General features: G+C 70.9%; 16 protein-coding genes and 8 pseudogenes. 11 read left to right on the top strand and 13 right to left on the bottom strand.

Translation table 11 applies throughout. The features are described from left to right. Positions 1 to 416 precede the first annotated feature (416 nt). The 5 genes from BJ968_RS23135 to BJ968_RS23115 all read right to left on the bottom strand — a co-directional run bounded on the left by BJ968_RS23135 (position 417) and on the right by BJ968_RS23115 (position 6788). Entirely contained in the window at positions 417 to 2414 is a 1998-nt protein-coding gene (locus BJ968_RS23135) for a glycoside hydrolase family 127 protein (protein WP_179757241.1), read from the bottom strand. 1 nt (position 2415) lies between these two features. After that, complete coding sequence (locus tag BJ968_RS23130) at positions 2416 to 3240, bottom strand: carbohydrate ABC transporter permease (RefSeq protein WP_179757239.1); 825 nt, start codon at positions 3238 to 3240, stop codon at positions 2416 to 2418. Next, on the bottom strand, positions 3240 to 4211 hold the full coding sequence (locus BJ968_RS23125) for a carbohydrate ABC transporter permease (RefSeq protein ID WP_179757237.1): 972 nt from the start codon (positions 4209 to 4211) through the stop codon (positions 3240 to 3242). The genes BJ968_RS23130 and BJ968_RS23125 overlap by 1 nt, the downstream gene beginning before the upstream one ends. A 67-nt stretch (positions 4212 to 4278) precedes the next feature. Further along, positions 4279 to 5532 (bottom strand): extracellular solute-binding protein, encoded by a 1254-nt coding sequence (locus tag BJ968_RS23120; protein ID WP_179757235.1) that lies wholly within the window; start codon positions 5530 to 5532, stop codon positions 4279 to 4281. A gap of 245 nt (positions 5533 to 5777) precedes the next feature. Beyond that, positions 5778 to 6788 (bottom strand): LacI family DNA-binding transcriptional regulator, encoded by a 1011-nt coding sequence (locus tag BJ968_RS23115; protein ID WP_179757233.1) that lies wholly within the window; start codon positions 6786 to 6788, stop codon positions 5778 to 5780. 346 nt (positions 6789 to 7134) lie between these two features. Between BJ968_RS23115 and BJ968_RS23110 the strand changes: the two genes are divergently transcribed. Continuing rightward, positions 7135 to 8847, top strand: a complete 1713-nt coding sequence (locus BJ968_RS23110) for a carbohydrate-binding protein (protein ID WP_218886592.1) — start codon at positions 7135 to 7137, stop codon at positions 8845 to 8847. Between the two features lie 160 nt (positions 8848 to 9007). Here the strand turns inward: BJ968_RS23110 and BJ968_RS27110 are convergent. Together BJ968_RS27110 and BJ968_RS26110 are read right to left on the bottom strand one after the other, a co-directional pair. Then, positions 9008 to 9210, bottom strand: a pseudogene (locus BJ968_RS27110) (IS5/IS1182 family transposase); the annotation flags it as partial. Between the two features lie 262 nt (positions 9211 to 9472). Further along, positions 9473 to 11035, bottom strand: a complete 1563-nt coding sequence (locus BJ968_RS26110; protein ID WP_179754510.1) for a GAF domain-containing protein — start codon at positions 11033 to 11035, stop codon at positions 9473 to 9475. Positions 11036 to 11255: 220 nt separating this feature from the next. Here BJ968_RS26110 and BJ968_RS23100 point away from each other — a divergent pair, with 220 nt between their 5' ends. Beyond that, entirely contained in the window at positions 11256 to 11831 is a 576-nt protein-coding gene (locus BJ968_RS23100; RefSeq protein ID WP_179754512.1) for a MarR family transcriptional regulator, read from the top strand. Between the two features lie 45 nt (positions 11832 to 11876). Here the strand turns inward: BJ968_RS23100 and BJ968_RS23095 are convergent, their stop codons facing one another. After that, positions 11877 to 12719: an SDR family NAD(P)-dependent oxidoreductase gene (locus BJ968_RS23095; RefSeq protein WP_179754514.1), complete on the bottom strand. Its 843-nt coding sequence runs from the start codon at positions 12717 to 12719 to the stop codon at positions 11877 to 11879. Between the two features lie 151 nt (positions 12720 to 12870). On the opposite strand from BJ968_RS23095, the gene BJ968_RS23090 reads away from it, so the two are divergent. Then, the gene (locus BJ968_RS23090) at positions 12871 to 13758 is read left to right on the top strand and encodes an MmyB family transcriptional regulator (protein ID WP_179754516.1); all 888 of its coding nucleotides are present in this window, start codon (positions 12871 to 12873) and stop codon (positions 13756 to 13758) included. 39 nt (positions 13759 to 13797) lie between these two features. Here BJ968_RS23090 and BJ968_RS23085 read toward each other — a convergent pair whose 3' ends face one another. The 4 genes and pseudogenes from BJ968_RS23085 to BJ968_RS23070 form a co-directional block, all read right to left on the bottom strand. Continuing rightward, positions 13798 to 13968, bottom strand: coding sequence for a DUF4236 domain-containing protein (locus BJ968_RS23085; RefSeq protein ID WP_179754518.1), 171 nt, complete (start codon positions 13966 to 13968; stop codon positions 13798 to 13800). Positions 13969 to 14109: 141 nt separating this feature from the next. Next, the gene (locus BJ968_RS23080) at positions 14110 to 15003 is read right to left on the bottom strand and encodes a carbohydrate ABC transporter permease (RefSeq protein WP_179754520.1); all 894 of its coding nucleotides are present in this window, start codon (positions 15001 to 15003) and stop codon (positions 14110 to 14112) included. Positions 15004 to 15007: 4 nt separating this feature from the next. Then, positions 15008 to 15889, bottom strand: a pseudogene (locus BJ968_RS27105) (carbohydrate ABC transporter permease). Between the two features lie 61 nt (positions 15890 to 15950). After that, positions 15951 to 17315, bottom strand: a pseudogene (locus tag BJ968_RS23070) (extracellular solute-binding protein). Positions 17316 to 18105: 790 nt separating this feature from the next. Between BJ968_RS23070 and BJ968_RS27210 the strand changes: the two are divergent. The 3 genes and pseudogenes from BJ968_RS27210 to BJ968_RS27100 all read left to right on the top strand — a co-directional run. Beyond that, positions 18106 to 18246: pseudogene (locus BJ968_RS27210) on the top strand (ROK family protein); the annotation flags it as partial. A gap of 207 nt (positions 18247 to 18453) precedes the next feature. Further along, positions 18454 to 18810 carry an ROK family protein gene (locus BJ968_RS25330; protein ID WP_343078291.1) on the top strand — a complete coding sequence of 119 codons (357 nt, stop codon included), beginning with the start codon at positions 18454 to 18456 and terminating at the stop codon, positions 18808 to 18810. 84 nt (positions 18811 to 18894) lie between these two features. After that, positions 18895 to 20362: pseudogene (locus BJ968_RS27100) on the top strand (NCS2 family permease). A 39-nt stretch (positions 20363 to 20401) separates the two neighbouring features. Here the strand turns inward: BJ968_RS27100 and BJ968_RS27205 are convergent. Further along, positions 20402 to 21435 (bottom strand): annotated as a pseudogene (locus tag BJ968_RS27205) (alcohol dehydrogenase catalytic domain-containing protein). A gap of 304 nt (positions 21436 to 21739) precedes the next feature. On the opposite strand from BJ968_RS27205, the gene BJ968_RS23050 reads away from it, so the two are divergent. The 5 genes and pseudogenes from BJ968_RS23050 to BJ968_RS23035 all read left to right on the top strand — a co-directional run. Beyond that, positions 21740 to 22636, top strand: a complete 897-nt coding sequence (locus BJ968_RS23050) for an extracellular solute-binding protein (RefSeq protein ID WP_218886589.1) — start codon at positions 21740 to 21742, stop codon at positions 22634 to 22636. Beyond that, positions 22633 to 23070, top strand: a complete 438-nt coding sequence (locus BJ968_RS23860) for a hypothetical protein (RefSeq protein WP_218886588.1) — start codon at positions 22633 to 22635, stop codon at positions 23068 to 23070. The genes BJ968_RS23050 and BJ968_RS23860 overlap by 4 nt, the downstream gene beginning before the upstream one ends. Before the next feature lie 18 nt (positions 23071 to 23088). Next, positions 23089 to 24017 (top strand): annotated as a pseudogene (locus tag BJ968_RS27090) (carbohydrate ABC transporter permease). Positions 24018 to 24100: 83 nt separating this feature from the next. After that, positions 24101 to 24905: pseudogene (locus BJ968_RS23040) on the top strand (carbohydrate ABC transporter permease). A gap of 25 nt (positions 24906 to 24930) precedes the next feature. Continuing rightward, the coding region (locus BJ968_RS23035; RefSeq protein ID WP_179757228.1) for a family 78 glycoside hydrolase catalytic domain at positions 24931 to 25881 on the top strand (951 nt) is incomplete at its 3' end.

The following is a 25881-nucleotide window of genomic DNA, read 5'->3' as shown; positions in this document are numbered from 1 at the left end:
CAGCGCACTGCTACAACTATTCGCCGTCGGTAAGATTACGACGTCGTCGACGTCCACACAGCGCCATGACGTCCATCGGCGGGCGTCATAGCGGTGATCTTGTACGGCGTGAGCAGGGGATCGGCGGGGGGTCAGACGTGCTGCGGCCACCCGCTACCGGATCGTCCCCTGCTCGTGTTGCGTTCGTCCTTGGCTTGAACTCCCTGCCCCGGTTGAGAACGTCCGCATGCGGTGGTGCGAACGAAGCGACCGGGGTGCACAGTGCTCACGCGGCGCCACCGCGGTCTTGACCTTCGTGCACCTGGCCAATCTGACGTGTTCGGTGGAAGTTGGCCCTGTGGGTTGATCCTCACTCTGGCGTGCGGCGGGACCACACTCCTGTCCGCCGCGACCGAGGTCGGGCTGACCGGTCCTCGTCAAAGTGCCGTCGGCAGAAAGACCTTCATGGTTGTCGGGCCACGTTCGGCCCAACCGTGGTACGGATGCAGCCGCACCCGCTCCCGATCCACGGAGGCCGCTGAGTAGCGGAGCGGACGGTACGGCATGCCTTCCGCCTCCGTCGCGCTTCCTGCGCGCCTTTCCAGGGTCACGATCGCCCCTCGGCCGTCGTCTCCGAGAGGCTGGGTAAGGTCGATCGTCATGTCGTCGAGGCACCACCCTGCGGGCAGGTCAACCGATTCCAAGCACAAGACCACAGGCCCCCGCTCAACGGCGACGCAGCCGCGTACAGCATCGATTCGCGGGTCTGGATGCGTCAGGCGAGGCCCAACCGGCAGTTGCAGGACCAGCTGGTCCCCCGCCCGGACGTCGTGTACGTCCACCCAACCGGTGAGGACCTCGCGCGTGGACCCGTCACGGCGAAGTAGCGCCCCCTGCGCCCAATTCGGCACTCGCATACGCAAGGTCACTCCTGCCGCCGGCGCCGCCGAGACGCGGACGTGCACGTCACCGGAGAAGGGGTACTCGGTCTCCACCCGCAGGCAGAGGAGCTGGTCGTCGCTCAGACGCAGCTCGACCTCGGCCGGTGCGTAGTGCAGCAACGTCACCACGTCCTGGTCCTCCGAGTGGGTAACACGTTCCACCGATGCCAAGCCGGTGTGCCAGGAGGCAAGGGTGCGGGCCACGTTCGTAGGGCAGCAGGAGACGTCGAACCAGGGTGCGCGGACCCCGCCCTCGGCGCGGGGGTTCTCCACGTCTCCGCTCACCTCGGTGCCGGCGACGCGCTGTTGCAGGGGGTTGGCGTAGAAGAACGCGCGCCCGTCAGAGCGCGGCGAGGTGGCCAAGACGTTGTACCAGGTGCGCTCGATAAGGTCGACGTAGCGGACCTCGCCCGTGGCCAGGTACAGCCTCCACGAGACCATGCAGGACGCGATGCCGGCGCAGGTCTCGCAGTAGGCGCGGTCGGGGGGCAGCTCCCAGTCCTCGCCGAAACCCTCGTCCTGGTGACGCGACCCCATCCCCCCGGTCAGGTACGTGCGGCGAGCCACCGAGCGGGTCCACTGCCGCTGGACGGCGTCGAGCAGTTCGGCGTCGCCGGTGTCGACGGCGACGTCGACCGCTGCGGCGCTGAGGTACAGCGCACGGACCGCGTGCCCGCGCCAGACGTCGGCCTCCCGCACGGGGACGTCGTCCTGGAAGTAGGCGGCGCTGCGCAGGGGCAGAGGACGCAGCCGTCCGTGGCCGCGACGTTCCAGGAAGGTCGAGGCTTGCTGCGAGTAGCGCGGCTCGCCCAGCGCCCGGCCCAGTTCGGCCAGGCCCACCTCGATCTCAGGGTGCCCGCACAGGCCGTCGCGTGCCGTAGGGCCGAACGTGGTGCACACCTCGTCCGCGGCGCGCCGGGCCACGTCGACCAAGGGGTGCTCGCCAAACACCCGGTGGACGGCGACCGCGGCCTGCAGCAGGTGCCCGGTGCAGTACAGCTCGTGACCGGATTCGAGGTCGCTGTAGCGCGCGGGCCGGCCGGGGTGCCCGAAGGCGGTGTTGAGGTAGCCGTCGGGCTTCTGGGCCCGCGCGATGCGGGCGGTGAGCTCGTCCAAGATCCGCAGCACTGCGGGGTCGGAACGCCGCCCGTGCTCCCAGGCCAGAGCCTCGCACAGCTTGTAGACCTCGGAGTCGGAGAACTCCCAGCCGGGTCGGTCCGCTCCGGTGGTGCCGTCGGCGACGCGGTCGAAGTTGGCCAGCCACCCCAGCCGTTCCACCCACTGCAGCGCGTGCTCCAGGGAGGCGTGGGCGTTGGTCTCCTGCAGCCGTCCCCAGAACCCCCCGGTGAGGCGCACCTCCCCGATGCCCGCGCCGCGTCGGCCCCCGGGTGCCTCGACGGGCCGGGCGGTGGCGCGGTCGGCGGGGAGCGGACGCCGGCCGCAGGCGGAGTCGTGGGGAGCCGGGGCGGTAGTGGACGGGAGCGTGTCGGTCATGTCAATCCTTCACGGCGCCGGCGGTCACGCCGGCGGCGACGTAGCGCTGGGCGACGACCAGGAGGATCGCCGCGGGGATGGAGGCGACGACGGCGGTCGCCATGATCGAGTTCCACTCGGTGGTGTTGTTGCCGATGTAGCGGTAGATGCCCAGGGTGATGGGGATCAGATCCCCGTTGCGGTTCAGCGTCGAGGCGAAGATGAAGTCCGACCACGACCACAGGAACGCGAACAGCGACACCGTGAGGACCGAGTTGCGGCTGACGGGCAGGACGATCGCCGTGAACACCCGTCCCACGCCTGCGCCGTCCACGTGCGCAGCCTGCAGCAGTTCTTTGGGGATGCCGCTCATGAATGCGCTCAGCAGCAGGACCGCGAACGGGACGGCCACCGTGGAGTCGGCCACGACCAGACCCCAGACGCTGTTGAGCAACCCGAGGCGGACGTAGATGGCGTAGAACCCCATGGCCATGACCACCGCGGGGATCATCTGGGCCACCAGCAGCACGAAGTTCACCGTGCCCCGACCCCGCAGGCGCAGGATGGACAGGGCGTAGGCCGCGGGTGCGGCCACGGCCAGCGTGAGCAGGACCGTGCCCAGCCCGATCAGCAGGCTGGTGCCCAGGGCGGGCAGCTGCTGGGACAGGACCGCCCGGTACCCCGTGAAGGTCGGCTCTGAGGGGAACCACCGCGGGGGGTCCAGCCGCAAGTCCTGGGTGCGGGTCAGGGAGACGTTGAGCATCCAGTACAGGGGGAAGAGCATCACCGCGGCCAGGACGATGCCGAGGACGGTGCGCCAGGCGGAGGTGGGGGTGCGGGTGGTCATCAGGCCTCCTCGAGGCGGTGCTGGACGCGGAGGTGGATCAACCCGACGACCAGGGCGATGAGGATGAGCAGCGTGCCCACCGCCGCGGCCGGGGAGAAGTCCGGTTGTCCGGTGCCGAAGGCTTCGCGGTAGGACCACACGGCTAGAGTGGTCGACGCGTTGGCCGGCCCGCCGGTGGTCATCACCCAGATGACGTCGACGACCTTCAGCGTGTAAACGAACCCCAGCAGCAGCGTGATGGCCGAGACCGGCCGCAGGAGCGGAAAGGTGATGCTCCAGAAGGAACGCCAGGGCCCAGCCCCGTCCAGCGAAGCCGCCTCGTAGAGGTCGGCGGGGATGTTCTGCAGGCCCGAGTACAGGATGACGAGGTTGAAGGGGATGCCCAGCCAGATGTTGGCCAAAGTGACCGACCAGATGGCGGCGGTCGGCGAAGTCAGCCAGTTGACCTGGTCGACGCCGAGCGCGGCGAGCAGGGCGTTGACGATGCCGTTGTCGCTGTTGAGCATCCACGCCCAGGTGGAGGCGGACACGATCAGCGGCAGCAGCCACGGCACGAGGAACAGCGCCCGCAGCAGTCCTGAGAGTCGGAAGGTGCCGCGGAAGAACACGGCCAGGGCCAGGCCGGTGGCGTACTGCACGGCCAGGGAACCCAGGACGAAGATGAGCGTGTTGCGCACCGCCGGCCAGAACGTCCCGTCGGTCAGGACGCGGCGGTAGGTGTCGAGACCGACGAACTCCGCGTCCCCGCGCACGAACGCCCGCACGGTGTAGTGGTGGAGGCTGAGGTCGATGTTCCGGTACAGGGGGAGTGCGTAGAAGACGGCCAGGTAGGCCAGCAGCGGCGCGGCGAAGGCCAGCGCCGTCCACTGCCCCGAGTAGCGCGGTGGCCGGGTGGGGGGGAGGGACGACGCGCGGTGCCTCGTCCCTCCCGCGCTCCCCGGGTTCCCGACCTGGGATGCCGTGGTGCTCATGTCGTGGTCCAGCTCCAGGTCGGGGTTGGGGTCGGGGTCGGGTGGGACGGGGAGGGGCAGCGGCCGGTCAGCGGGTGGCGGCTTCGGCGGCGGCCTGAGCCTCGGTCAGGGCCTGCTGCGGGCTCTTCGCGCCCGAGAGCGCGCTCTGCACGGCTGTCCACAGCTGCTCGGAGATGATGGGGTAGTCGGTGCCCAAGTCGTCGCTGGTACGGCCCTTGGCGTCGTTGACCGCCTGGACCCAGGTCTGCAGCTCGGGGTGCTCGCTCAACAGCTGCTGCTGACCGGCGCTGGTCGGGGGGATGTAGTAGGCGAAGGTGTTCGCCGTCTGAACCAGACCCTCCGGCGTGGTCATGCAGTCGATGATCTTGGTGGTGGTGGTGTAGCGGTCGGTGTCGTCCTGCACCGGGGCGGTGATGAACTCCCCCCCGGTGGGCGCCGGAGCACCACCGCCGTCACGGGCGGGCAGCTGGATGTAGCCGGTTTCGAAACCGGCCTCGGCGGCGCTGTTCACCTGCCACGTCCCGTTCTCGGCGAAGGCGAACGACCCGGTGAGGAACTCCTCCCAGGTCGTGTTCTGCGAGTTGCTGATGACCGACTGCTGGGCGTAGCCCTGGTCCAGCCACGACTTCCACAGGGTCAGTGCCTGAACGGCCTCAGGGGAGTCGAGGTGGCGCAGGTCCGCTCCCGCTCCCCAGAACCAGGGCAGGAACTGGAAGGAACCCTCCTCGGTGCCGGTCGCGGCGAAGGTGATGGCTTGCTTCCCGCTGGCCTTGACCATGGCCAGGGCCGCGTCCAGCGTGGCCCAGTCGGTGATGGAGGTCGGGTCCACGCCGGCCGCGTCGAGGATGGCCTTGTTGTAGTAGAGGGCCAGCGTGTTGGCGCCCACGGGCACGCCGTAGGTCTTACCGTCCACGACACCGGCGGCGAGGAGGTTCTCGTCGATGGTGGAGGTGTCCAGCCCCAGGTCGTCGGTGGTGGTGAGCATACCGGTGTCGGCCAGGGTGGAGACGGCCGGGTTGTCGATGAGGATGACGTCGGGGGACGTGCCTTCCTGAGCCGACAGCAGGGCCTGGTTGGTCAGCGCCGTGGTGTCGTAGGCGGTGCGCTCGATGGTGACGCCGGCTTCCTGGCCGCAGGCGTCGACGCGCTTGGCCCAGTCGGAGCCCTCGTCGTGCTGGGGGTAGGGGTCCCACCAGGTGTAGGTCGTCGCCGCGTCGCCGCCGTCGCCGGCGGCGGTACCTGATCCCCCGGAGCAGGCGGTGAGGGTGATGGCGGCGAGGGCGACGAGGGTAGCCCCTCGCAGGGTGCGGGTGCGCTTCACGGCGTTCTCCCTTGAACGGAGGCGTCGACGGGAGCCGACGACGCGGGGCGGTGGGTGGGGGCGGGACCGCGGCCGATCCACGGCCGGCTGCGTGCGTCTGGAAAGCCGGACGCCATCGTGAGGAAAGCTTTCCCCACCGTCGCCGGTTCGTCAAGCGCCGTCCAGGCATCGGCCCGGCCAACGGCCGTCGCGTGTTGCCGGGGCTGACGTGCGTGGGAGCTGCGGAGGGTTCGCGAGGACCTGGGTCAGGGGGCGGAGCCGCGGACCACGAGGGTGGTGTCGTGGTACCGCACGCCCCGGCCGACGCTGGTGCCGTCGATGATGCTGAACAGGTCGCGCACAGCGGAGGCGCCCAGGTCGGCGAGGTTCATGTCCACCGTCGTCAGGGCGGGCTCAGTCTCGGTGGCGAAGGCCAGCCAGTTGTCGAAGCCGGTCACGGCCACATCCTGAGGAACGATTCGTCCGCTGGCCTGCACAGCCTGCACCACGCCAAAGGCAATCTGGTCGGAAGCGCAGACGATGGCGTCGACGTCGGGGTGCTCCTGCAGGAGCTGATCGGCGGCCGTTCGTCCCCAGCGCTGGGACCACGGCCCGCAGCGTGACACACCGCCCACGACCGGACGCCCGAGCTCATCGAGCCGGTCCTGCAGCCCCCGCGCTCGCTCAACCGTCGCACGCACACCGGCTGGACCGCCGACGAAAGCCACCCGTGTCCGGCCGCTGGCCACCAGGTGCTCGACCACTTGCACGATCCCGCCGCGGTCATCGGGCAGGTGCACGACGTCCCGAGTATCACCGGTGTCGCCGTGCAGGTACACCACGGGCACGCTGACGATGCCGGCCAGCGACGGAGTGACGACGTTGTTGTCACCTAGAACCAGGAGTCCGTCGACCTTGCGTGCTTGGAAGACGCGAGCTAGCTCGTTCAGTCGGCGTGCCTCGCCGCGGGCGTCGGCTGCCACGAGGGACAGGTCGATCTGGCTGAGGGCGGACTCCGCGCCCAGTAGAGCGGGCACGGCCCACCGCTGGGAGAGGGTGTCGATGATGATCAGTGCGACGAAGCCGCTGCGCCCGGTGTGCAGGCTTCGCGCCATGGGGTTAGGGCTGTAAGACAGCTCCTTGGCGACTTTCAGGACGCGCGCTCGGACACTGTCCGACACCCGCGGTTTACCGTTGATGGCCTTCGACGCGGTGGTCAGTGAGACCCCGGCAAGACGGGCGACGTCCGTCAGTGTCGGGGCCCGATCGATCGCCATGGCGTCATCATGGCAGGAGATGCTGGCGCGGTAGCGGCTCAGCGGCCTCCCCCGGCCGCGGTCCTGCCGGCCTGACCGCCTTCGCCCGACCGGCCGCCCTGCGCCGTCCGCGCTGTACCTGCTCGCCCATCTGCTCTTGACAGCTCCCCCCGGATGGGGAAAGCTTTCCCCATCCGGGCGGAGCAGCAGGGAGGCGCTCCATCCCCCCGGTACCGGTCTAGGTCGCGAGACGGCTCCATGGGCCATGACCACCTCGACAGGCAATGCGGGCCCGCGTCCGGATGGACGGTGTCCGCGTCGTGCCCCCTTCCGCGTGCATCCACCTCGTGTGGCGAAGGAGCCCTCGTTGAACAAGCGCACTACGTCCCTGACTCTGGCTGGCCTGATGGCCACCACAGTGCTCATTCCCACCACTTCGGCGCAGGCAGCCGGCAACACCCTGGTGGTCGACGCTGCCGGCTCGCTGCGGCCGGTGACTCACGTCGCCGCCGGCACGCTCTACGGCCTGGCTGACGCCAACACCCCCTCGGCCAGCCAACTCGTCCCGCTCAAGTTGAATCAGCTGACGCAACCCCCGCCTGGAGTTCAGCAGCTTGGTAACGGGGCCACGACCCCCGTCGGCGATGCGCTGAAGGTGGCTCCTTCGGTCATCGCCTCTGGCGCGCAGCAGTACATCCGTATGCCTGACATCTACCCGGACTTCCCTTACAAGTGGGTCAGCTGGGACGATTGGCTGGGCAAGGTCGACACGATGGTCAAGGCCCGCTTGAACGCATCGACCACCACGAACGTCAACGGCTGGGAGATTTGGAACGAGCCGGACGGCACTTGGGACACCGCCAAGGCCGGTCCCTTCAACGACGGCTGGACGCGCACACACCGAAAGATTCGCTCCCTGGACACGGTGACACCGATTATCGGTCCAGGCACAACCATCTACAACCGCGATTTCCTCAAGTCCTTCCTGACGCAGGCCAAAGCCGACGGAACCCTGCCCGATGTCATCGTGTGGCATGAGCTGAGCCAGGGCTGGCAAAACATCGATGAGCACGTCGCGGACTACCGTGCCCTGGAGAGGGAGCTCGGCATCACTCCACGGCCGATCTCCATCAACGAGTACGCCTGGCCGGACCAGGTCGACGTACCCAGTGCGGCTCTGCACTACATCGCGCAGTTCGAGCGTACGGGTGTCAATGATGCCGAGCGCGCCTACTGGTACGAGGCTGGCACCGCCAATGGCCTCTTCTACAATGGTCAACCGACTGCGTCTTACCACATGTACAAGTGGTACGGCGACATGGCAGGACGCATGTTGCCTGTGACCGCTTCCGGTGATCTCGATGGCATCGCCTCTCTCGACAGCACTCGCAAGATCGTCAACGTGGTCTTCGGTGGCGACTACGGAAACGATGCCGTGAAGGTCACCGGGTTGTCTGGCTTCGGCACCTCCGTAAGCGTGACCTTGACGGCCAGCGGCATCACGGGCCGTCAAACGGCCACCTCGGCGCCCTCGGCCATTTCTCGCCAGACGGTGACGGTCGGAGTCGACGGATCCATCACCGTTCCGGTGGACAACATGGACGCGCGCGCCGCCTACCAGCTGCTGATCACCCCTGCCGCTGGGGCGACGAGCAGTTGGCAGCAGACCTACGAGGCTGAGAATGCCACCGTGGTGAACGCTCAGCGCCTCGGCGGCGGGTCAGCCTCCAACGGCTACTACGTCGGCCGCATCGACGGAAGCGGCGATGTCCGCAAGGACAGTTTCGTGGACTTCATCGTCAACGTACCCACGGCTGGGAAGTATTCGATGGCCGTCGGCTACGCCAACGGAGGCTCGTCCACGGCCACGCAGGGCCTGGCGTACAACGGGGGTCCTTGGTCGACGATCTCATACCCGGCAACAGGTTCCTGGGGCAGCTTCTCCGCGAGCGCCACCTCCAGCGCGAGTCTCGACCTGAAGGCCGGGTACAACGTCATCCGCCTGGCCAAGGGATCGCCCGGCTTCTCGGGCGGCACTGGTTTCGCCGAGGTGGACAGCATCACCCTGGCCAAGGTCTGACCGCCGACTACACCTTCGCTGACCGGATCGCCGCTGCAGGCGATCCGGTCAGGGGAAGTTCGAACTCAGCGGCCGCGTCCATGAAACCCGCTGGTGCGTAGGGAACGCCAGCTCTCAGTGTTCGGTCGCTGATGGGGTGATGTCCCTGAGGGTTTCGGCGCAGCCTGCTGTGCAGGGCCGGCCGGACGCCGGCCTGGGTGCAGTTCCGCAGCCGCCGCCAGCAGGTAACCCTGAGTCGCCGCGTTGCTCGGTGGGTACCTGGTGCCAGCTACCCACCGGTCATCAGGACGTGCACGATGCCGGCCAGCGCGGCGGAGTCTGGGGCTGTAGTGGCTGCACCCGCTGCCACAGCCCGTCAGGCATCACCTCCGCGACCTGCTTCAGCACCACCTCATCGGTCGTACCGGCAAGGCTGCGATAGCCTCAGCGGGTCCACGAATCCTGGTGAATGAGCCATGAGTGGGTGCGATTTGACGCGATCTTCGGTAGCGGTGCGTGGCGCCTTTGATCAGTCACGTCTCCGGAGGTGGTGCGACGTCTTGCATCAAGACAGTAGTGACACCTCCGTGGTCTTGGCGAGAACGATCCTGCAACTCTCCGGTACCAGAGCGCCGACAGAGGCGGCTCAGCCGACGATGTCGCGCGTGACGGCGAACTGCTCGGTCAGCACGCCGCCGATGATCGACTGCGTCTGGTTGATCTCCTCCACCGCGGCGTGGATCTGCACCAGCGAGGCGGTGACCGCACCCACCCGCGCCTGGATCGTGGCGACCTTGCTGCTCACGCTCGACGTCGCCTGCTCGGTCTGACCCGACAGTTCCTTGACCTCCTCGGCCACGATCGCGAAACCCCGTCCGGCGTCCCCGGCCCGGGCCGCCTCGATGGTGGCGTTCAGGGCCAGCAGCTTGGTCTGGGCCGCGATGGCCTGGATGGCGCGCACGACGTCGTTGATCTCCGCGCTGGCCCGTTCCAGGGCGGCCACCTCGGCGTTGGCCTCCACCGCCAGGGTCTCCCCGTGCGCGGCGACCCCGGTGGCGGCGACCACGTTGCGCTCCACCTCCCCGATGGACGCCAGCAGGTCCCCGCCGGCCCGGGTGAGGCGGTCGGCGGCGGCGAACCGCTCCATCGCCTGGCCGATGAGGAAAGCCGTGTTGCGCAGGGCGCTCTCGCGGCTGGCCGACATGATGAGGGTGCGGGTGGCGAAGAAGTCCATGGTCCCCACCACGCGCCCGGCCACCACCACCGGCAAGCACACCCCCGACTTCACCCCCGCCCGCTGGGCCGCCGGGGCCCGCACGCAGTCGGTCATCTCGCCCAGGTCCTCCACGAACACGAAGTCCTGCTTGGCCCACGTCCGCCCCGACAACCCGACGCCCTTGGCGAAGGACGCGTTCAAGGTCACCTGCCGGAACTCCGCCCCGGCGTCCCCGGACTCCAGCCCGAAGCGCAGCACGTGCTTCGACGCCGGCCCGGACTCGTCCAGGCGCCAGAAGGAGCCGTACTGCCAGTCGAACTCGGCGCGGATCGTGTCCAGCGCCGTGCGCAGCGCCTGCTCCTCGCTGGTCGCCGACGTCAGCGCGTGGATCAGGGTGGAGACCGCCTCGACGTCCTGAGCGGCCTTCTCCTGCCGCACGGCCTCCTCGAGCCGGGCCACCGTCGCCGAGATCAGCCGGGCGACCGTGCGCAGCACCGACAGCCGGCCGGCGGAGGGGGTGATCTGCTCGGTGGTGAAGAAGTCCAGCGTCCCGGCCACCTGCCCGCCCTGCAGCACCGGGAAGCAGATCCCCGAGCGGATCCCGGCCCGCTGCGCCACGGGTGCCCGCACGCAGTCGCTCAGCTCGCTCAGGTCCGCCACGAACACCAGGTCGCGCTGGCGCCAGGCCCGGCCCGACAGCCCGACGCCCTCGGCGAAGGTGGCCGCCAGGGTCACCCGGCGGAACTCCTCGCCGGCCGTCCCGCTCTCCTGCTCGAAGCGCAGGACGCGGGCGGCGCGGTCCAGCCGCCAGAACGAGGCGTAGGCCCAGCCGAAGCGGGTCCGGACGGTCTCCAGCGCGATCCCGACGGCCTCGGCCGGCGTCCGGGCCGTCTCCAGCGCCTGCACGAGGTCGGTCACGGCCTCGACGTCGGCGCGCCCCTCGGCGAGCTCGCGCGCCACGGCGGCGGTTCCAGCGGTCCGTCGACCGAGCATCGTCCATCTCCTGTCACTGGGCGCGGTGACGACCCGGGTCGTCACCGCGCCGGACTCCTTCAGCGCTGAAGTTCTCCAGCACTGGAGTGATCGACTGCCCGGTGGGACGGCTTGACTACTGCATCCGGAGGATCGTGGCCCCCGACCACCTCCCGGGCCCTGCCCGCCCCCTCCGCCGGCCCCCGGTCAAGCACCGGAGGTCCTCGACCGATGAAGGACCGTGCTGACCACCCCGAGCGCCCACCCGACCGACGCAGCCGGTGTCGACCCGGACCAGGGCTCCGCCGAGCTCCACCCGGTTCCCGTGGACCGGCTGCCGGGGGTGCGGGAGGAACTGGACGTGATCGCCCGGTCGCCGTTCTCCGGCTCCGAACTCGGTCACCTGACCCTGCAGGCGGGGCTGGGGGTCCTCGGCATCCTGGACAGCGCCGCCGACCGGGTCGGGCTCCTGGCCAGCGACCTGCGCGCCATGTACCTGCTGCAGGTCCTCGGGGACCAGAGCGCCGGCTCGCTGGCCCGCCACATGCTGGTGCCCCAGTCCTGCGTGACCCTCATCGCCAAGAGGCTCCAGGAGGAGGGGCTGGTCACCCGGGCCAAGGACCCGCACGACGGGCGCAAGGTCATCCTCGGCATCACCGGCGCCGGCCGGTGCCGTCTCGACGAGGCCTCCGTCCTGGTCCGCGCCGAGCTCAGGACGTTCTTCGCCCCCCTGTCACCGGCCAGCGCGGTCGCGCTGGCGGCGCTGCTCGCCGACGTCGTCGAACCCGGTACCTCCGGGGCAGGGCAGGGGCGCTGACCGCAGCGCACCCCGGCACCGCGGCCGCGCACCGCCCGTGCCCCGTCAGGTGGTCGACACGTCGGTGGAACGGGCGACCCCCTCGCCGGCCTCGACCTCCTCGCGGCGGGCGTCCAGCGCGCCGAGCGCGAGGGAGAACGAGTCCGAGCCCAGCAGGTGGCGCAACCGGCCGCCGTTGCCGGACACCCCGAGGTCGACGAGGGCCGCGGCGGCCTTGACCGGGTCACCCAGCTGGGTCCCCGGCATCCGCAGGTGCGCCTGCGTCATCTCGCGCAGGGCGGGGTAGGCGTCGGTGGTCCTCTCGGGCAGCACCAGGGAGTCCGGGGTCAGGAAGTCGGTGCGGAAGTAGCCGGGCTCGACGAGGCTGACCTGGATCCCGAGGTCGGCGACCTCCGCGGCGAGGGACTCGGTGAGCCCCTCGAGGGCGAACTTGCCCGCGCAGTACAGGCCCCAGCCGGGGAAGGACGTCATCCCCAGGATGGAGGAGACGTTGACGACGTGACCTGACCGCTGGGCCCGCAGGATCGGCAGCGCCGCGCGCAGGACGTTCCACACCCCGACGACCTGCACGTCGAGCATGGCGCGGACCTCGGCGTCGGAGGTCTCCTCGACGGCGCCGAGGAAGCCGTAACCGGCGTTGTTGACGACGACGTCGAGGGTGCCGAACCGCTCGCGGGTCCGCTGCACCGCCCGCGTGACGGCGGCTCCGTCGGTCAGGTCGAGTTCCAGCGCCAGCAGCCGGGAGGTGTCGACGTCACCGCCGAGGGCAGCGGTCAACCGCTGCGTCGAGCGGGTGGTGGCCGCGACGTCCTCGCCGCGGTCCAGCAGTCGGGTGACGAGCTCGCGGCCCAGGCCGCGGGAGGTGCCGGTGACGAACCAGGTGGACACGAGGTCTCCTTCGGTCGGAGGAGGTGGGGACAGCACCAGCCTGGGCCGTCAGCAGGGGCCGGGGAGGCCGCTGCCCCGCCCACTCCTGCCTGGGTACGGCGTACCCCCCTTCGACCTGTCCGTGCCCCGTCCGGACCGGCACACTGGTCGGGTGACCTCCCACGGCGAGCACCGCAGGGACCTGGGTGACTTCCTCCGCAGCCGGCGCGCGGCGACGTCCCCGGAGGCGGTGGGGCTGCCGGTGGCGCCGGGGCGCCGGGTCGCCGGGCTGCGCCGGGAGGAGGTCGCCCGGCTCGCCGGGGTGAGCGTGGACTACTACACGCGCCTGGAGCAGGGCCGCCACGCCAGCCCGTCGGGCGCTGTGCTGGACGCGCTGGCCCGCGCGCTGGGCCTGGACCCGGCGGGTCGCGCGCACCTGCACGACCTGGCGGGGCCGTCCACGGCGAGGCACGAACGCCCGGTGGTGCAGCGGGTGCGGCCCGCGGTCCACCAGTTGCTGGACTCCCTGCGTGACCACCCGGCGTTCGTGGTCGGCCGGCGCACCGACGTGCTGGCCTCCAACGCGCTGGCCCGGGCGCTGCTGACCGACTGGGACGCGCTGCCGCCTCGCCGGCGCAACTACGTCCGCTGGCTCCTGCTGGACCCGGGTGCGCGTGCGCTGTTCCCCGACTGGCCGGTGCTGGCGGCCGAGGCGGTCGGCACGTTGCGCCTGGACGCCGGCCGCCACCCCGACGACCCGCTGCTCAACGCCCTCGTCGGGGAGCTGACGATCGGCTGCCCGGAGTTCGCCCGGTGGTGGTCCGACCGCCGCGTGCACGAACGCACCCACGGGACCAAGCGCCTGCACCACCGCGTGGTGGGGGACGTCACGATCCACTTCGAGGCGCTGGTGCTGGCCGGGGAGGACGACCAGACGCTGTTCACGTACTCGGCCGAGCCGGGGAGCGCTTCGGCGGACAACCTGCGGCTGCTGTCGTCGTGGGCCACGGACCCCGGTCCTGCCGGGTCCCGCCGGCCGCGCGATCCGGCGACGCCCTGACGTCTCGGCCGTCGCGGGGTCCCCGGGGCACCGCGGGGCTCACCAGAGCTTGCCGCGCCAGCTCAGCCCCTTCAGCAGGCGGACGCTCACGCGCCCCGTGGAGGACACCGTCGCGCGCCCGATCCGCTTCGTGACGCTCACCCCGGAGCGCCCGGCGTTCACGCGCACGCCCTTGCCGAGGTCCTTGGCCCAGCGGAACGAGAACGGCACCTGCACTCCTGACGTCGGACGGTCACGGGACTCGCCCGCGCAACGCGCGGACCGGCCCGCGGGGTTCCCGCCGCACCGCCGCGTCCCCCTCGGGGCAGCGGGCCCACCCGCACGGCACCACGGTGCCCGGAGGGGAGGGGGTCAGCCCTTCAGGGCGCCGCCGAAGTTGAACGCCCCGCCTAGCCGGCGGGACAGCAGCACGTACAGGACGACGACGGGCAGCGTGTACAGGACCGAGTACGCCGCCAGCTGACCCCACTGGACCGACCCGTACTGCCCGAAGAAGGTGAAGATGCTCACCGAGGCGGGCAGCCGGTCGGGGGACAGCAGCAGGACGAAGGGGATGAAGAAGTTCCCCCACATCCCGATGAACGTGAAGATCGTCACGACGGACAGCCCGGGCCACATGAGGGGCAGGACGATGTGGCGCAGCGTCTGCATGGAGCTGGCCCCGTCGGTCCAGGCCGCCTCCTCCAGCGTCAGCGGCACGCCGTCCATGAAGTTCTTGCACAGGAAGATCGACATGGGCAGCGCGGTCGTCGCCATGAACGCGACCGTCCCGCCGATGGTGTCGACGAGGTTGAGCTGCACGAACAGCCCGTACACCGGGACCATGATCGCCGTGATGGGCAGGCCGGTCGAGAAGAGGATGGTCAGCAGGAACGGCCGCTTGTAGCGCGTCTCGAAGCGGGACAGCGGGTAGGCGGCCAGCGTCGCCACGACGATGGCGATGAACGTCGAGCCCACGCACAGGACCAGGCCGTTCCACATCGGCCGGTACGTGGTCTCCGGGGTCAGGACGGCCCGGAAGTTGTCGAAGCTGAAGCCCGTGCCGGGCCACTCCAGCTTCAGCCCCGCGCGGGCGTCGAAGGCCGCGAAGACGACCCACAGCAGCGGGACGAGGAACATCACGCCGAGCACGGCGGTGACGACGTTCACGACGGCCGTGGCGACCCAGGTGCGGGGTCCCACGGGGCGGTGCGAGGTGACCGCGAGGGGGGTGGCGGTCGGCGTGGTGGAGGTCTCGGTGGTCATCGCGTCAGTCCTCGCGCAGCAGGCGCATGTAGACGATGGAGAAGACGCCGCCGACCGCGAGCAGGACGAGCGCGATGGCGGTGCCGTAGCCGATCTGGCTGAACGAGAAGGCCTGCTCGTACATGTACAGCGGCAGGGTCTGGCTCTTGGTCCCCGGGCCGCCCTTGGTCATGGTGTAGATCAGGCCGAAGACCGACAGGGTCTGCAGGGTGATGAGCATGAGGTTCGTCGTCACGGTCCGCTTGATCATGGGGATCGTGACGTGCCGCAGCCGGGCCCAGCCCGTCGCGCCGTCCATCTCCGCTGCCTCCTCGATCTCGGCCGGGATCTCCGAGAGCGCCGCGTTGTAGACGAGCATCGAGAAGGCCGTCCCGCGCCAGACGTTCGCCAGCGAGACCGCGATGATCGGCAGGGTGTAGAGCCAGTTCTGGCCCAGCCCCAGCACGCCGATGACCTCGTTGAGCGTGCCGTCCTTGGCCAGGGAAGGCGTACCAGAGGTACCCGGCGACGACCCTCGGGGATGACCCAGGCGCCGATGACGGTGATGCCGACGAGGGTGCGGACCACCTTGGCGGCCCGCTTCTGCAGCAGGGCCAGGGCCAGCCCCAGGACGTTCTGCCCGACGACGGCGGACAGGATGGTGAACACCAGCGTCAGGACCACGGAGTTCCCGAACGCCTCGCTGCCGAAGGCGGCCCGGAAGTTGTCCAGGGCCGACGAACTGCGTGTCGCCCGACCCCGCACCGGTCAGCGCCGTGTTCGTGAACGCGGCGTAGACGCACCACAGGATCGGGCCGGCCAGGAACACCAGCAGCAGCACGACCGCCGGGGTCAGCGGCAGCGCCCTGGCGATGTCGACCCGGACCGGGTGCGTCCTGCGCCGCAGCTGGGGGCCGGACGGTGCCCCCGGTCGTGTCAGCGTGGCCACCGGAACTCCTCCCTGCGACTCACAGCGTCGCGGTCTTGTCCTCGCCGACGATGCCCTTGACGGCCTCGTCGTAGGCCTTCGCGGCCTCGTCGGGGCTGGCCTGACCGGTGACGACGGCCTCCATCGCGACCTGGATCTCGTTGGACACCCGCGGGTAGTCGGTGTTCTGCGGGGCGGTACTGGGTCACCGGGACGAGGCTGGAGAAGAACTCCAGCGTCGGGTTGGAGCCGGTGTACGTCGGGTCGGCGGCGACGTCCTTGCGGACGGCGACGGCGGCGGAGTTGATGTTGTAGCGCAGGTTGTTGTCGAAGGACGTCAGGGTCGAGATGACCTTCCAGGCGTCGTCGGCGTTGGAGGCGTTCTTCGTCATGGCCCACGTCCAGCCGCCGGACATCGAGATCTTCCCGTCGCCGGAGCCGTCCTTCGTCGGCATGGGGGCCTGGCCCATGACGTCGTTCCACTGGGGCCAGGGGGCGCCGCCGGTGTCCAGCCAGGTGCTGGAGACCCAGGAACCGTCCAGGTCGATGGCCAGGGTGCCGCCGGGCAGGAACTCCTCCTGCACCCGGGTGCCCACCTGCGCGTCGAGCGCGACCGAGGGGTCCGGGGCGAGCTTCTCGTCGAAGATCGTCTTGATGAACCGCAGGGAGTCGACGAACTCGGGGCTGCCGACGTTCCACTTGTCCTGGCCGGGGTCGTACAGCGTGGAGCCGGTGCCGTAGAACAGCATCTCGAACCCCTGCATGGACGCCGCCTCACCGGCGGCCTTGCCGGCGAACACGTTGATCGGCGTGACGCCCGGCACCTTGCCCTTGATCTCGCGGCAGGCCGCGAGGATGTCGTCCCACGAGGTGGGCGCCCAGTCCGCGGCCAGGCCCGCCTTGGTGAGCAGGTCCTTGTTGAACCACAGGGCGCGGGTGTCGGTGCCGTCGGGGACCCCGTACGTCTTGCCGTCGGCGGCCTTGGCGGCGCCCTTGGCGACGTCCTGGAACTGGTCCCACTCGTCCCACTGGCCCAGCCAGCTGTCCAGGGGCTGCAGGTACCCGGCGGTGATGTCGGAGTTTGATGAGGAACGTGTCCTCGTACACCACGTCCGGGGAGGTGCGCGGCGAGCGCATCATGAGCTGGAGCTTGGTGTAGTAGTCGTTTCTCGGAGGCGACGATCGGGACGAGCTCCACGGTCTTGGCCGGAGTTCGCCTTCTCGTAGGCGCTCTTGACCGTGGTGAGGTAGTCCTTCATCACGGTGCCGAGCCCCACTGCTGGTAGGCGACCTTGATCGCCCCGGACGAGTCATCGCCGCCCTGGGACCCGCCGCCGCAGGCTGCGGTTCCGAGCACGGTTCCGGCACCCAGGCCGGCATAGGTCAGGAAGCTACGACGACGCACAACCCACTCCCTCGTGGCGGTGTCCGATCTCTGGCCGGCCGGCCGGGCGGTCCGGGATCGTCCGGCCGGCCGTTGCGAGGAGACTAAATCCAGTGGATTGACGGTGTCAACGGATGGGCCGCATCATTCTGGGAACGATCCCAAAGTCGCTCCCCGAGCGGGGCGGCGAGCGCGAGAGGCGCGGGTGCGACGAGGCACGAACCTGCCCTTGGTGGGCGACTACAACCAGGCCGTCGTCCTCGACGGCGTCCGCCGCCACCCCGGCACGTCCCGGACCGACCTGGCCGCGGCCACCGGCCTGACCCTGCAGGACGGTGTCCAACATCGTCCGGCGGCTCATCGAGCGCGGCCTCGTCCAGGAGGGGGAGCCGCTGCTGCGCCCGGGCGCCCGCGCCGGCGGCAAGCCGCGGACCGCCCTGGCGGTCCGGCCCGGCGCGGCGCTGGCCGTCGGCCTGCAGTTCGAGCGCGAGCACGTCGGACGCGGTCCTGCTCGACCTGACCGGGGACGTGCTGGCCGTCGACCGCGAACCGCTGCCGGACCCCCCGGACGCGACCGGCGGGGCGACCGGCGGGGCGGCCGAGGCCGCGGTGGCCCGCGCGACGGCCGTGGTGCGGCGGCTGGTCCGCACCCGCGGGTCCGCCGACGCCGTGCTCGGCGTCGGGTGGCCGTCCCCGGGCCGCTCGACTTCGCCGGGCCCGTGCGCAAGCTCGGCGATCAACCTGCCCGAGGCTGGCGCGGGGTCGCCGTCGCCGACATGCTCACGGCCTCGACCGGGCTGGGCCGGTCCTGGTGGAGAACGACGCGACCGCCGCCGCCGTCGGCGACCTGTGGCGCTCGCGGCGGGTCGGGCGCAGCTTCCTCTACGTCCACGTCGGCGCCGGGATCGGTGGCGGGGTGGTCGTGCGCGACGAGGTTCCTGCGGGGGGAGTCGGGCAACGCGGGGGAGATCGGGCACGTCGTCGTCGAACCCCGCCGGGCCGCCCTGCTCCTGCGGTGCCGTCGGGTGCCTGGAGGCCGTGGCCGCCCCCGCGGCGGTCGTGCGCCGCTACGCCGAACGGGTCGGGCGCGAGGCCGCCCGCGCCGCGGGCCTGCGGCTGGCCGAGCGCAGGCGTCCTGGACGACCACGACCGCCTCGGCGTGCGCGCCGCCGCGGGGGACGAGGTCGCCGCCGCGGAGCTGCGGACCGCGGCGCTGGCCGTCGCCCGCGTCGTGCTGGGCGTGGTCAACGTCGTCGACGTCAGCGAGGTCGTGCTCGGCGGTGCGGGCCTGCGCCACGCGGGGGAACGGGTCCGCGACGCCGTGCGGGCGGGGCTGGGCCTGGCCATGACCCGCGAGGTGCACCCCGTCGAGGTCCGCTTCAGCGACGCCGGCGAGCAGGCCGGTGCGCTGGGGGCGGCCAGCGCCGTCCTGCACGAGGCGCTGTCCTCGACGTGGGTGGGTGTGCACGTGCCCGCGCGCGAGATCGTGATCTCCCCGGTGGCACCCGTGCACTGAGCCGGGCCCCGGCGTTCTGGCAGGATGCCGCTCGGCTCCGAGGGCGTGGCCGCACACGACGTTCGACCGATCACCGAGGTTCCGATGGCCGTCACCGCCCCCCCGTCCGCGATCGACCGCTGGTTCGAGGTCAGCGCCCGCGGGTCCACCGTGGGCCGGGAGGTCCGCGGCGGCCTCGCGACCTTCTTCACGATGGCCTACATCGTGGTGCTCAACCCGCTGATCATCGGCACGCACGCCGACGCCACCGGGAAGTACCTCGGCGGTGGGGACAGCCCGAACCTGGCCGCGGTCGCCGCCGGCACCGCCCTGGTGGCCGGGGTCGTGACGCTGCTCATGGGGTTCGTCGCCAACTACCCCCTCGCCCTGGCGACCGGGCTGGGCCTGAACGCCTTCCTCGCCTTCGGGGTGGCCAGCCTGCCGGACATGACGTGGGCCGACGCCATGGGGCTGGTCGTCATCGAGGGGCTCGTCATCCTCGTGCTCGTCCTCACCGGGCTGCGCGAGGCCGTCTTCCGGGCCGTGCCGGCACCGCTGAAGACGGCCATCAGCGTGGGCATCGGCCTGTTCATCACCATCGTCGGGCTCGTCGACGCCGGGTTCGTCCGGGCCGGCAGCGGCACGCCCCTCGAACTGGGCATCGGCGGCTTCCTCGCCGGCTGGCCCACGCTCGTCTTCGTCGTCGGCCTCGTGCTGATGATCGTCCTCATGGCCCGCGGCGTGCGCGGCGCCATCCTCGGCGGGATCGTCGCGGCGACCGTCCTCGCGGTGGTCGTCGAGGCCGTGGCCCACCTCGGGCCGCGCACCGGGGCCGACGGGTCGGTCGTCAACCCCCGCGCCTGGGGCCTGAACGTCCCCGCGCTGCCGGACTCGTGGGTCTCCGCCCCCGACTTCGCCACGCTGGGGCACTTCTCCCTGCTGGGCTCGTTCGAGGCCGTCGGCTGGGTCACGGTCGTCCTGCTGGTCTTCACCCTGCTGCTGGCCGACTTCTTCGACACCATGGGCACGGTCGTCGCGATCGGCGCCGAGGGCGACCTGCTCGACGCGGAGGGCAACCCCCCGCGCATGCGCCGGATCCTCGTCGTCGACTCCATCGCCGCCGCCGCCGGGGGCGCCGGCGGCGTCTCGAGCAACACGAGCTTCATCGAGTCCGCCACGGGTGTGGGCGAGGGGGCCCGCACCGGGCTGGCCAGCGTCGTGACGGGCGTCGCGTTCCTGCTCACGACGTTTCCTGCCCCCCGTCGTGGCGATCGTGCCCTACGAGGCGGCGACCCCCGCCCTGGTCGTCGTCGGGTTCCTCATGATGACCCAGGTCAAGGGCATCGACTGGACCGACCTGGAGATCGCCGTCCCGGCGTTCCTGACGATCGTGCTCATGCCGTTCACGTACTCCATCAGCGCCGGCATCGGGGCGGGGTTCGTCGCGTTCGTCGTGGTCAAGCTCGCCCGCGGCAAGGCCCGCGCGGTCCACCCCGTGATGTGGGTGGTGGCGGCCCTGTTCGTCGTCTACTTCGCCATCGACCCGATCAAGCAGCTGCTCGGGGTCTCCTGACCCGGGCGCCGGGGGAGCACCCGGGGCACCCGCGGCGGCTCAGGCGTCGGGCCAGACGATGCCGACCTTGCCGTGGGTGCCGCTGTCGGCGATCCGGTACGCCTCGCCGGCCTCGGCGAGGGGCCGGGTGTCGGTCACGACGACCTGCGGGTGCAGGCCCGTGCGGTCCAGCAGCTCCAGCAGCTCGGCCATGTGCACCGTCGAGGTGACCCACGACCCGTGGATCGTCAGCTGCTGGTGGATGACGTGCTCGCTGACGTCGACCGACAGGTGACCGCCCTCGCCGACGAGGGCCACCCGCCCCCAGCGCCGGGTGTGCTGCAGGGCGAACAGCTGCCCCGCACCGGACCCGCTGCAGTCCACGGCCGTCTCGGCCCCCGCCGGGCAGCACCGCCTCGAACGCCTCGCGGGTGGGTTCGGCGGCCCCGCTCACCGCGCCCAGGCGCAGGGCCAGGTCCCGGCGCTCGGCCGAGGGGTCCACCCCGACGACGGTGCGGACGCCCAGCGCCTGGGCCAGCAGCCCAGCGGCCAGGCCGACCGGGCCCAGCCCGACGACGAGCAGGCGGTCGGCGCCGTTGACGTCCAGGCGGCGCAGCGCCTCGTAGGCGGTGCCGAACCCGCACGCCACGCACGCGCCGTCGAGGTAGGTGAGGCTGTCGGGCAGGACGAGCAGGTCGCGCTCCTCGGCGAGCAGGTAGTCGGCGTGGCCGCCGTCGCGCTGCCAGCCGTAGGCCGCGCGCCGCGGCGACGTGCAGCTGATCTGGTACCCGCGGCGGCAGTCGTCGCACTGCCCGCAGCCGGAGATGTGGTAGACGACGACGCGGTCGCCGGGGCGCACGCGGTCCACGCCCGTCCCGACGCCCACGACCCGGCCCGCCGGTTCGTGACCGCCCACGACGCCCTGGTAGGCCTCGGGCCCCTCGCCCAGGTGCTCGCGGTAGATGGCCCGCAGGTCGCTGCCGCAGATCGTCGAGGCCCGCACCGCGAGGAGGACCTGCCCGTGCCCGGGCGCGGGGACGGGGGACCTCCTGCAGGTCCACCACCCGCCCACCGGGCAGGAAGGCCGCGTTCATCGTGGGCGGGATCGTCATCGTGGACCTCCGGTCGTGGGCCCCCGACGGTGGGGGCACGGGTGCAGCGGACGTTAGCGCTGCCCCGGGGGCCCGGGCGCCCCGCCCGGAGGCATGCCGTGCCGCCCACAGGGGCGGTACACGCTTTCCCGGAGGGCGCGGGACGCCCCGGCGCGGGAAGTGGGCGCTGAACGCTTGACGAGCGGTGCGGACGTCCCCAAACTCGGGGCTTACCGCTTTGAATCGTGTCAGGCGGTGCAAGAACCGGCGCAGCCGCCGGTCCGTGGTCTCGAAGAGGAGACGAACCGTGACACGCAAGAACCCCCGACCCGCCCGCTCGGCCCTCGCCCTCGCGGTCGCCCTGACGCTGACCCCCCTCACGGCCTGCAGCGCCGGGAGCCTCGGCTCGTCCTCGGAGTCCTCCGACGGCGGGACGACCATCACGTGGCTCACCGGCTCCGACGAGACGGCCCAGACGACCGCCAGGACCATCGTCGCGGCGTTCGAGAAGGCCAACCCCGACATCACCGTCGAGCTCGACGGCCGCCCGGCCGGGGCCGAGGGGGACAACCTCGTCAAGACCCGGTTGCAGACCGGCAGCATGCCGGACGTCTTCGACTACAACTCCGGCTCGCTGTTCCAGCAGATCGCCCCCGAGAAGAACCTCACCGACCTCACCGGGGACGCCGCCGTCGCCGCCGTCGACGAGGCGTTCAGCCCGCAGGTCTCGGTCGGCGACGACGTCTACGGCGTTCCCTACGGCACCGCCTTCGGCGGCGGCGTCATGTACAACAAGAAGGTCTACGAGGAGCTGGGCCTGGAGGTCCCGACGACGTGGGCGGAGTTCCTCGCCAACGCCGACGCGATCAAGGCCGCCGGCAAGACCGCCGTCATCCAGACCTACGGCGAGACGTGGACCGCGCAGCTGCCCATCCTCGGCGACTTCCACAACGTGGCCGCCGCGGACCCGGACTGGGCGCAGGAGTACACGGCCAACCGGAGGAAGTACGCCACCGACCCCGTGGCCCTCGCCGGGTTCCAGCACCTGCAGGAGATCCCACGACCGCGGCTACGCGAACGCCGACTTCGCCTCGGCCAAGGTCCCCGACGGCATGCGCCTGCTCGCCGCCGGCGACGGCGTCATGTACCCGATCCTGTCGGGGAACATCACGACGCTGGCGGCGGCCCGCCCCCGACAAGGTGAACGACGTCGGGTTCTTCGCCCTGCCGGGCACCGACGCGGCGTCCAACGGCCTGACGGCGTGGTTCCCCAACGCGGTCTACATCCCCAACACGACCGAGGACGCCCAGCTGACGGCGGCCAAGAAGCTGCTCGCCTTCATCGCCAGCCCCGCCGGCTGCGAGGCCCAGAGCCAGGCCAGCCCGCCCACCGGTCCGTACCTGGTCGAGGGCTGCACCCTGCCGGCCGACGTCCCGCAGGTCACCAAGGACGTCCAGGCCTACTTCGACGCCGACAAGCAGTCGCCCGCCCTGGAGTTCTGTCCCGGTCAAGGCCCGAACCTCGAGCAGCTGTGCGTCGAGGTCGGCTCGGGCATCACTCCGCCGCCGACGCGGCGAAGCTCTACGACCAGGACGTCGAGAAGCAGGCCCAGCAAGCTCGGCCTCGAGGGCTGGTGAGCTGAGGTGTCGGCGACGATCAGCACCCCACCACCCGCCACGCGCACCGGTGCGGGCGGGCGCGCGCGAGGGGACGGGCGGCAGCGTCGCCGGCGCAGCCCCTACCCCCACTGGTTCTACCTGCCCGCCGCGGTCGTCTACGCGGTCCTCTTCCTGGTCCCCACCCTGCCTGTCGTTCTACTTCAGCCTCACGCGCTGGACGATCTTCGACAGCGAGTTCATCGGGCTGGGCAACTTCGCCCAGTTCTTCTCCGAACACGGCCCTGACGAAGGGCTTCGTCAACACCTTCGTCTACGCCGTCGTCACCTCCGGGGCCAAGGTCGTCCTGGGGATGGCCCTGGGCCTGCTGCTGACCTCCCGGATCGTCGGCCGGGGGTACCTGCGGTCGGTGGTGTTCTTCCCCGTCCTGGTCTCCACGGTCGGGGTCGGGATCACCTTCAGGTGCTCATGAACCCCGAGAAGGGGCGTCATCAACCACGCTCTCGCGGTCTTCGGGATCGACCAGGTCGGCTGGCTCACCAACCCCTCCCTCGCCCTCTTCTCGGTGGCCCTGGTCGACGTCTGGAAGGGCGTCGGCCTGGCCACCGTCATCTACATGGCCGGGATCGTCTCGATCCCGAACGAGTACCGCGAAGCGGCCAAGGTCGACGGGGCCGGTGCGTGGAGCACGTCCGCAACATCGTCCTGCCGCTGTCCTGGCCCGCGACGTCGACCGTCGTGACGCTCTCGCTCATCGGGGGCCTGCGGTCGTTCGACCTCATCTGGGCCATGACCCGGGGCGGGCCCGGCTTCACCTCCGACGTCATCGCCTCGGTGATCTACAAGCAGTACCAGGCCGGGTTCTACGGCCTGTCGACGGCCGGCAACGTCATCCTCTTCCTCGCCGTCCACCGCCATCGTCGTCCCGCTGACGCGGTACCTGTCCCGCAAGGAGGTGGAGATGTGAGCACCCTCGCCGACGCCCCCGTCAAGAGGCCCCTCGCCCCCGCGCGGAACACCCGCACGGCCTCCGCGCTCACCCGGTGGGGACTGGGGGGCCTGGCGATCGTGGCCAGCGTCGTCGTGTTCCTCGTGCCGTTCGCGTTCATCGTCACCACCGCCGTCATGGACGCCCAGCAGGCCGGGGAGTTCGCCCTGGCCTGGCCGCGGAACCTGCAGTTCGTGGAGAACTTCACCACCGTCCTGCAGGCGCGGGACTACCTGCTGGTCATCGCCTTCATCAACTCCACCATCCTCACCGTGGTGTCGGTTGACGGCACTGGTCGTGCTCGGGGCGATGGTCGCCTTCGTGCTGCAGCGCCGCCGGTCCCGCCTCACCGGGCTGGTGAACTTCCTCGTGCTGGCCGGGCTCATCATGCCCCCGGCCGTCGTCCCGACGATCTGGGTCCTGCAGCGGCTGGGCCTGTTCGGGGGGATGCCCGGGCTCATCCTCGTCGAGATCGCCTACGGCCTCTCGTTCACGGTCCTGCTGTTCCGCGCCTTCCTGGGCACCGTCCCGCGGGAACTGGACGAGGCGGCCGTCCTCGACGGCGCCGGCCCGTTCCGGCTGTTCTTCCGGGTGATCCTGCCGCTGCTGCGGCCGGTCACGGTGACGATCATCGTGGTGCAGTCGGTGACCATCTTCAACGACTTCACCAACCCGCTGTACTTCGCCCCCGGCGACCAGAACGCGACGGTGCAGCTGACGCTGTTCAACTTCCAGAGCCAGAACCTCACGTCCTACAACCTGCTGTTCATGGACATCCTGCTCATCACGATCCCGCCGCTGGTCATGTACCTGTTCTTCAACCGTCAGATCGTCGCCGGCATGACGTCCGGCGCCGTCAAGGGCTAGACCGCTCCCAGGAGGAGACCACCCGATGTCCCCACGCTGGCAGGCCGCGATGATCGCGGCCGACGACGTGACCCAGGCCCCACTGCTGCGCACCGCGTTCACCCTCGACCCCGGCCACTGGGAGGTGACGTCGGCCGTCCTGCACCTGTCCGCCCTCGGTGTCGTCGAACCCCACCTCGACGGCGAACCCGTCGGGGAGGACGTCCTCACCCCCGGCTGGAGCTCCTACGAGTGGCGGCTGCGGTACGTCAGCCACGACGTGACCGCGCGGCTGGCGGCGGGGGACACGGCGGGGGACACGGCGGGGGGCACGGGGGAGGACCACGTGCTCGGCCTGGCCCTCGGCAACGGCTGGGCCGTGGGCCGGCTGGCCTGGAGCGGCCACCGCGGCCTGTACGCGCCCGAGCCCAGCGCCATCGCCCAGCTCGAGGTCACCTTCGCCGACGGCCACCGGCAGACCGTCGCCACGGGCCCGGACTGGCAGGCGCGCGCCTCGGCCGTCACGGCCGACGAGATCTACGACGGCCAGGACGTCGACGCCCGGCTCCTCGTCCCCCGCTGGGCCGCGGTGGACGGGCCCGCCGACGGGTGGTCCGGCGTGCACGTCGTCGACTTCGACACCGCCCGGCTCACCGAGCACCTCGGGCCGCCCGTGCGGCGGCAGGAGGTCGTCCGCCCCGTCGCGGTCACGACCTCCCCGAGCGGGAAGACGCTCGTCGACTTCGGGCAGAACCTCGTCGGCTGGCTGCGGTTCACCGTGGCCGGCGGAGCAGGCTCGACCATCACGGTCCGGCACGCCGAGGTCCTCGAGCACGGCGAGCTCGGCACCCGTCCGCTGCGCACCGCGAAGGCCACCGACCGCTTCACGCTCTCGGGCGGCACCGACACCTTCGAGCCGACGTTCACGTTCCACGGGTTCCGGTACGCCGAGGTCACCGGCTGGCCCGGCGAGCTCACCGTCGACGACCTCGAAGCA

The organism is Kineococcus aurantiacus, from assembly GCF_013409345.1.
Taxonomy (GTDB): Bacteria; Actinomycetota; Actinomycetes; order Actinomycetales; family Kineococcaceae; genus Kineococcus; species Kineococcus aurantiacus.
The sequence above is the reverse complement of the archived record's forward strand: the minus strand, read 5'-3'. Positions and strand labels throughout refer to the sequence as shown.